Below are 7316 nucleotides of genomic sequence, written 5' to 3'. Positions count from 1 at the left end.
TCCCGTTTCTCTATAACGCTGCTACCGCGGGCAAGCTCGATCGCTATTACGGCTATGGCTCGATCGGTATTCGCTTTTCGGGATTTTAAAGCGGGGATTTAAAGCGGGGATTTTAAGGCGGGGATCGGGGCAATACGGGCTTGGGCGGGAGGCTGCACCTGGATCCAGGTGCGGAGAAACCGTGGCAGAAAAAAAAGGGTGTAGGCGCAGGGTGCTCCTACACCCCTTGAACGGTTCAGCAAGGGGTCAGTCTTGCTGAGTCGAATTGTCTTACGGCTTGTATTGCGTCAGTACCCTGCCTTGGTGGGTGGTCCTCCTTCGGAGGGGAACCTGCGTGGTCCGCGGCCATGCGGGCACTGGAAGAATAGGGCTGTGTCTGCATATGCGCCTGCTTATGTGTTGCATATGTGCAGATTGGCCGTGGCGTGGGGCGCTCCTTTGGGTTTGCCGTCATTTCAGATGCCTTCCAGGAGCTTAGATTGCATTACGCGTTTTTCAGTGGCACGGCGTCTCCCTGCACATGGGTCCCGCATCCGGACGGGGCCAGTGCCGGCACCGGCAGTGGCTACCCCGATCCGGCGGCCGCGCGCTTGGCGCGGCTGCGCCAGAGGATGGCGTGGCCTTCAGGCGGGCCGGAGGGCGTGGATGCCACCGAGCGCGGCCTGGATCACGAGGAGCTGCTCTCGCTTACCCGGGGGGACCTGATCGGTGCGATCGAGTTCGGGCATATCTACCCGGTGTTCCAGCCGCAGATCAGCGCGCAGCACGGCGGCATCGTCGGGCTGGAGGTGCTGGCGCGCTGGTCTGACAAGGGGCGGCACCATGCCCCGGACAAGTTTGTCGGCAGCATCACCAGCCATGGCGTGGAGACACTGCTGCTGGATCATTTCCTTGGCGCATGCAGCCGGGTGCGCACGCGGTTTCCGCAATACACAGGGCGGTTCTCGCTGAACGTCAACCCGAGGACGGCGGCGGCGGCCGGCTTCGTCCAGGGATTCGTGCGCGCAAGCATTTCCCATGGGCTGGATATTGCCCGCCTCGTGCTGGAGCTGACCGAGCAGACCCGCGTTTCCCAYGGCAGCGAGGCGCGCTTGCTGGAAAACCTCAGCGCGCTTTCCGCCCGCGGCATGGTGATCTCCCAGGACGATTTCGGCTCGGGCTATGCCTCGCTGCAAGCCCTTGGCCTGCTGCCGTTCAAGCAGGTCAAGGTGGACAAGATCCTGCTGCACCGCGCACGCCATGCCGAGCGCGCCCGGCGGCTGTTCGTCTCCTCGATGGCGCTGGCGCGCTCGCTGGAGCTGCAGACGGTGGCCGAAGGCGTGGAGAGCCCGGACGACGTGGTGCTGGCACGGTCGCTCGGCGCGGATTTGCTGCAGGGGTATGCCATTTCTCCCCCGATGCCCTTCGAGCGGCTCCAGCTTTAGGCCATGCCACGCCCGGCGGGTGTGGTTTGCGCCGCCTTGCCCAAGGGCGCCGCCGCTGGCTATCCCTTGGCCGGGATGAGGTTAGCCTGCCCCGATCTGCCCCGGCCTGCGTTTGACTACCGTTATATACATCGATATATTTCGGTCATCGGGCTTTCGCGAGCGGCCAGGATGCCGCCGTCTGGCAGGGCATTTCCCCCTCTTTTTTGGTTCTTCGGACTTTCATGTGGGTACTGCACGCGGATGCAAGTGGCGGGAAGCAACGCGCGGGTTTGCTCCCCTCTCCCACTTGTGGGAGAGGGGAGCCACGGCAGCGCTGGATTTCGCCCAGCGATGCATCGACCCACACGAAAGCCGGATGAACCTCTTTTTTTGCCGGCCCAGCTCCACAAGGCATTGCCCGTGAACCAGTCGTTGCTGATCCTAGATGCGTTTTCGCTCTCTCCCGGCGAGCCGGCTTGCCGTGCCCTGGCGGGCGTGCTGGAGAGCGCCAACGCTGCCAGGCTGCCCAGGTTCGCGCAGTGGCTCGGGCTTGCCGAGCCCGAGTTCTGGCAGATGCTGGATCACTGCTTTCCTGGTGCCAGGGCGGCGGGGTGGGCGCCGGAGTCGGCGCCGGTCGACGCCGCCGCACTGCCTTGTGAGTTTCCCGACCTGGTGCAGATGCTGATCGCATCGGGCGATCCCGCTCGCCCCGATTGCCCCGCTCGCCCCGCTCGCCCCGAAATGCGCTGGGCCGCCCACGCGCTGGCCAGCGGCTGCTTTGGCGGCTCCCATCTCTGGCATGACATGGGCCTGTCGGGCCGGCATGACGTCTCCCGCTTGCTGCAGGCGTATTTCCCCTCGCTCTACGCGGCCAACACCACGGACATGAAGTGGAAGAAGTTCTTCTACCACGCGCTATGCCGGCAGATGGACCTGCACCCGTGCCCCGAACCGGCCTGCGCCGGATGCGACAACTACGCTAGCTRCCACGGCACCGAGTCGGTGATCAGCTGGCGCTAGGCAGCCACGCGCCAGCGGCCTGGCTGGCGTAGAATCCGTCGCTTGAAAATCGCCATAAACAGCAAAATCGCTGATTGTGGGCGAATTCAATCCAATATGAGTGGCAATGGTGGCAATGGTGACAATGGTGGCAATGGTGGCAAAGGCCAGAACAACCCCTATCCTGCGCAGCGTCATCCTGCTGGCGGCATTGGCGCTGCCCGGCATCTCCCAGGCCCGCGAATACCGCGGCCCCGGAACGGTCGGCGAAGGCCCATACCGGCATCGGTTCGTGCTGCGCGATGCGCTCACCGGAGCGCCAATGCCGGAAGCGCGCTATCGGCTGGCCTTGCCTGAGCACCAGATCGCCGGCATACCGGTTGGCCCGGGGGACAAGGCCAGCGTGGTCTTCGGCGTGACCGACCGGCAAGGCCGTACCGTGTCGGTGCGCCTGCCCGGGCGCCATGCGCAGTCGCAATGGATTCTCGACGCCATCGTGGGGGAGGGTGATTTTGGCCGGGTATTCTCCACAACGGGTGGCGCCGATGGCGCGCCGGTGCCGAAGATGACGTATGTGCTGGACGTCGAGGGCAGCTATCTGTTCTGCGGCATGACGAACAGCCGCGGTGGCACGCACTTTGCGCAGAGCCGCCAGGTGCGCACGCTAACTATGACGGTGGGCGGTACGGATCTGGGCGCAGCGGATTTCGCCTGGTGCAAGCGGGAGGCGGAGGTGATCGGCGCGCTGCCGGCCGATGTTGCGCCGGCGCTGGTGTTCCGGCAGATGCTCGGCCTCTATGAAGCCGGCAAGGCGGGGCTCGATCCGGATTTCCAGGCGCGTATCCGGAGAAAGCTCCGGGACCTGGCACTGGCGAGCGGGGATAGCCAGCAACTGGTGATCGCGCGCAGCCTTGCGCCGGTGCCTGCGGAGCCGCGCTCGGCGCGGCCCGGGCAATGAACGCGTCCGAGGCTTGAGCGGGAAGGAGGCCGGCTTCTTGTGTCCCCGGCCTCCGGCTGCTTAGATCCGGTTGGGGAAGATGGTGCCGTCCGTGCAGATCATGTACGTCAGGCCGTTGGGCGTGACGGACGAAAGGTTGGGCAACCCGAACGTGGTCCGTCCGTCGCCGCCGAAATTAGTCCCCAGCAGCGAGAACAGCTGCGTGTATTGCGTGACGAGCAGCAGCCGGCCATCGGCCGGCAGGCCTCGCCCGAACATCGCGGCGGTTAGCCACACGCTGYCTAGCGTGCAATCGGAGCCGCTGGCGCCGCCTGCCGCGATTCCGGTGTTTTGTCCCAGCCCCGGGTTGATGGGGCCTGTGGCGCCGGTCGCGCCCGTCGGCCCCGTCACGCCTTGCGCACCGGTGGCGCCAGTAGCTCCAGTCGCGCCGGTAGCGCCCGTGGCGCCATTGTTCCCGTCGACACCTTGCGGGCCCTGCGCGCCGGCTGCCCCCGTAGCTCCGGTGGCCCCCATCGCGCCGGTAGCGCCGGTGGGACCTGCCGCACCCGTTGCGCCGGTCGCGCCCGTTGCCCCTGCCGGGCCTACATCGCCCCTGGCCAGTTCCTGCGCCACCGTGACCAGCGTGGCGTTGTTGGCCTTCAGGCGCACGATCAGCGCCTCGAGCTTGTCGTCATAGGCGTCGCCGGCTTGTGGCTGGAACACCTGGTTGAGCAGGTTCAGCGTGTCCACCGTCACGCCCAGGTTGGCCAGGCGCTGCTTGGTCAAGGTCAGGGCAGTGGGCAGACGGTTGCTTGCCGCGCCGGCCGAGGTGGCGGAGAACGTGTTGAAGAAGGCTTCGGTGTCGGGGTTCTCGGTGGCGCTGGCCACCACCAGCTCGGTGATCGGCGTGATGTTGGTCACGCCCGGGCCGAGGATCAGCGTGTGCAGCACGCCGTTCGGGCCGGTCACGCGCGCCGCGCATGGCAGCACCAGGCCGGCGGTGGTGACCGACCAGGCGCCGGTGGCCGAGGTGGTGACGGAGGCCGTGCCAGCCACGCATTTCAGTGCCACGGTGGCGTTGGCAATGGGTGCGCCGGTGGCGGCAACGCCGGAGATCGAGGCTGCCGGTGCCACCGTTATCGGCGCGCTGCCGGACGATTGCGTGGTATCGCTGCCGCCGCCACCGCATGCGTTCAGCAGCGAGGCCGCGGCCATGGACAGATAGAGAGCCCGCATTTTTGTTTGTATTTTTGTTTGCATCATGATTTCCCTTGATTTCCCATAAACAGTTGTCCGCTTGCACACGTCTCGGCCGATGCCGAGGTGCACTTTTTATATGTAGTTAAATGAAACGAAACGGAATGGAAGCGCCTGCCGGGCGCAGCGGGCCGTATTTTATCGACGGTTGTCCGCGAGACGGCAAAGTCATCTGCGGTTTCGCCGGCAGACTTTGATGTCGTTGCCAAAACCCAACGAAGCCGGCCAAGCGCCGGCAGGGCGCCGGCAGAACGAAGGCGCAATGGCCCGCTACAGCATGGCCGAATGCAGATGGTGCGGATCGTCCAGCGTATCCGCCACGATCTGCAGCGATTCCTCTACCTCGTCGCGCTCGCCCGGTCCGCCCAGGCAGATCCGGATGGCATCCGGGGGATTGCCATCGGTGGAGAACGCCGCGCTCGAGACCACGCCGATGCCGCGCGAGCGCAGATGCAGCGCCAGCTCGGAAGGGCGCCAGCCGCTGTCCGGTGGAACCGGCAGCCAGAGATGGAAGCCTTCGGGGTCGGCATCGTATGGCCGCCCCGCCAGCACGTCGCGGGCCAGGAGCTGGCGGGCCACGCATTCGGCGCGGATGGCCTTGAGCATGTCTTCGGCTGTGCCGTCCTTGATCCATGACGTGGCCAGCAGCGTATTGAACGGGCTTGCCATGACGGTGGTGGCGCGCAGCGTGCCTGCCAGCCGTTGGGTCTGGCGCGCGGTGGGGCCGTGGATAAAGGCAATGCGCAATCCGGCGCCAAAGCATTTCGACAAGCCGGTGACGTAGTAGGTGAGTTCCGGCGCGAGCGTGGCCATGGCATCCGGCGTGCGCTGCGGCAGCATGCCGTAGGCATCGTCCTCGATGATCGGCACGCTGTAGCGCAGGGCGATATCCGCCAGGATTTCGCGCCGTCCCTGGGGCATGGTTTTGGTGCTGGGGTTCTGCAGCGTGGGATTGCAGTACAGCGCGCTTGGCTTTTGCGTCTTGCAGAGTGTTTCGAAGGCCGGGCCGAGGGGGCCTTCCTCATCGCTGGGCAGGGCCTGCAGCTGCACGCCGAGCTGCGTGGCGATGGCCTTGATGCCGGGGTAGGCCAGCGTATCCAGGCAGATCGTCTGCCCGGGCCGGGCCAGCAGCGACACCAGCGCCACCAGGGCGCTGTGCATCCCCGGGCAGATCAGCACGGTATCCGCGCGGCAGGCGGGCACATAGCGTTTGAGCCAGCCCACCGCGACCGCGCGATCCGCCGGCGTGCCGCCGAAATCCTGGTAGCGCAGCAGGTCGTAGGGATCCGTCGTGCTCATCAGGCGCGCTGCCGACTCGCGCAGCCTCACGGTCAGCGCCGGCGGCTCCGGCGGGTTGTTCATGGTCATTTCGGCACCCGTGCCCGCGCGCAGCGGCAGGGCCGGCGTGCGTCCGCGCACAAAGGTGCCGCTGCCGGCCTTGGCGTCGATCAGCCCGCGCTTGCGGGCTTCCGCGTAGGCGCGGGCCACGGTGGTGTAGTTGAGCTGCAGCGCTTCGGCCAGGTCGCGCAGCGCCGGCAGGCGGTCGCGCGCTTGCAAGCGGCCGCTTGCCAGGTCTTCCTCGATCAGGTCGGGGATCATCAGGTAAGCGGGTTTGGTGCTCTCGGCAAGGCGTTTGAGCCAGTGGCTGGCAAGTCCGGGCAAGGGTGGGCTCCTGGTGTTCGAGGTTGTCTGGTGCGGCTTTATCCGAGGCATCAGGCTATCACAATGATCGTTTTTTGCGATTGAAATGATCGCATTTTTGTTTGCGCAATGATGGTGCGATATTGCCGGATTGCACCGCTTCCGGGCGTGTTTCCCGGGTTGGCGCGGTCCACCGCAGTGCATGGCCGCAAAAGGCCCATAGCGGGCCGGTACCGGCTAGCGCACAAGCRTTTCCTGCCCATGCCGCCATCCGGAAAATCAGCGATGCGATCAATGAGCGATTCGCTGCTTGATCGGTCATTGATCGCATGGGTGGGCATGGCAGATGGCATGTCCCATGCTCAAGGTCTGGTGTCGGCCCAGCGCCGATCGATCGACAGATCCACCAACCCTATGGAGTGCAACATGCCCGCAGTGAACAAACCGGCCCACAAGAAAGGCGACTTCCTGGTCGACTACGAAGAGAAGGTATTCGAGGACGTCAAGGCGGAACCGGGCGAGAAGGCGCTGGTTACCTTCCACACCGTGGCCTTCGAAGGCTCGATCGGCTTCGTCAACCTGCTGCAGGCCACGCGCCTGCAACGCAAGGGCTTCGAGACCTCCATCCTGCTGTACGGCCCGGGCGTGACGCTTGGCCTGCAGCGCGGCTTTCCCACGCTGGGCGACGAAGCCTTCGCCGGCCATCTCAACTTCAACAAGCAGATCACCAAGTTCATGGAAGAGGGCGGCAAGGTCTACGCCTGCCGCTTTGCGCTGCAAGCGCTGTATGGCCATGGCGAAGCGTCGCTGATCGAAGGCATCCGCCCGATCAGCCCGCTCGATGTGCTGGACCTGAAGCTGATCCACCGCAAAGAGAACGCGCTGATCCTGGATACCTGGACGGTTTAACGGTTCAACGCACTAACGCTGAAAAGAAAGGGCGGGCATCACCATGTCACAGAAACGCATTGTGCGCGCGGCCGCGGTCCAGATCTCTCCGGACCTCGAGCACGGCGAAGGCACCCTCGGCAAAGTCTGCGAGGCCATCGACCGCGCCGCACGGGAGGGCGTGCAGC

General features: G+C 65.4%; 7 protein-coding genes and 1 pseudogene. 5 read left to right on the top strand and 3 right to left on the bottom strand.

The genetic code is table 11. From position 1 onward, the window contains the following. The first annotated feature begins 479 nt into the window (after positions 1 to 479). The 3 genes from AC1DS3_RS31985 (at position 480) to AC1DS3_RS31975 (ending at position 3363) form a co-directional block, all read left to right on the top strand. Entirely contained in the window at positions 480 to 1424 is a 945-nt protein-coding gene (locus tag AC1DS3_RS31985; RefSeq protein WP_441634723.1) for an EAL domain-containing protein, read from the top strand. A gap of 402 nt (positions 1425 to 1826) precedes the next feature. Continuing rightward, on the top strand, positions 1827 to 2426 hold the full coding sequence (locus AC1DS3_RS31980; protein ID WP_477128724.1) for a nitrogen fixation protein NifQ: 600 nt from the start codon (positions 1827 to 1829) through the stop codon (positions 2424 to 2426). Between the two features lie 115 nt (positions 2427 to 2541). Further along, on the top strand, positions 2542 to 3363 hold the full coding sequence (locus AC1DS3_RS31975; RefSeq protein WP_477128723.1) for a hypothetical protein: 822 nt from the start codon (positions 2542 to 2544) through the stop codon (positions 3361 to 3363). A 60-nt stretch (positions 3364 to 3423) separates the two neighbouring features. On the opposite strand, the gene AC1DS3_RS31970 is transcribed toward AC1DS3_RS31975, so the two are convergent. The 3 genes from AC1DS3_RS31970 to AC1DS3_RS31960 all read right to left on the bottom strand — a co-directional run bounded on the left by AC1DS3_RS31970 (position 3424) and on the right by AC1DS3_RS31960 (position 6562). Continuing rightward, positions 3424 to 4578, bottom strand: a complete 1155-nt coding sequence (locus tag AC1DS3_RS31970; RefSeq protein WP_477128722.1) for a tail fiber protein — start codon at positions 4576 to 4578, stop codon at positions 3424 to 3426. 291 nt (positions 4579 to 4869) lie between these two features. Further along, positions 4870 to 6261, bottom strand: a complete 1392-nt coding sequence (locus AC1DS3_RS31965) for an aminotransferase-like domain-containing protein (protein ID WP_477128721.1) — start codon at positions 6259 to 6261, stop codon at positions 4870 to 4872. Between the two features lie 58 nt (positions 6262 to 6319). Then, positions 6320 to 6562: a hypothetical protein gene (locus AC1DS3_RS31960; protein WP_477128720.1), complete on the bottom strand. Its 243-nt coding sequence runs from the start codon at positions 6560 to 6562 to the stop codon at positions 6320 to 6322. A gap of 104 nt (positions 6563 to 6666) precedes the next feature. Between AC1DS3_RS31960 and AC1DS3_RS31955 the strand changes: the two genes are divergently transcribed. Together AC1DS3_RS31955 and AC1DS3_RS31950 are read left to right on the top strand one after the other, a co-directional pair. After that, positions 6667 to 7149: an MSMEG_0572/Sll0783 family nitrogen starvation response protein gene (locus AC1DS3_RS31955; RefSeq protein ID WP_035811662.1), complete on the top strand. Its 483-nt coding sequence runs from the start codon at positions 6667 to 6669 to the stop codon at positions 7147 to 7149. A 43-nt stretch (positions 7150 to 7192) separates the two neighbouring features. Next, a pseudogene (locus AC1DS3_RS31950) lies at positions 7193 to 7316 on the top strand (aliphatic nitrilase); the annotation flags it as partial.

Source organism: Cupriavidus sp. 01L46, assembly GCF_056399905.1.
The sequence above is the reverse complement of the archived record's forward strand: the minus strand, read 5'-3'. Positions and strand labels throughout refer to the sequence as shown.

Coding starts and splice junctions, on each gene's coding strand:
- AC1DS3_RS31975 (WP_477128723.1), top strand. CDS start 2,542: ATGGTGACAATGGTGGCAATGGTGGCAAAGGCCAGAACAACCCCTATC.
- AC1DS3_RS31955 (WP_035811662.1), top strand. CDS start 6,667: ATGCCCGCAGTGAACAAACCGGCCCACAAGAAAGGCGACTTCCTGGTC.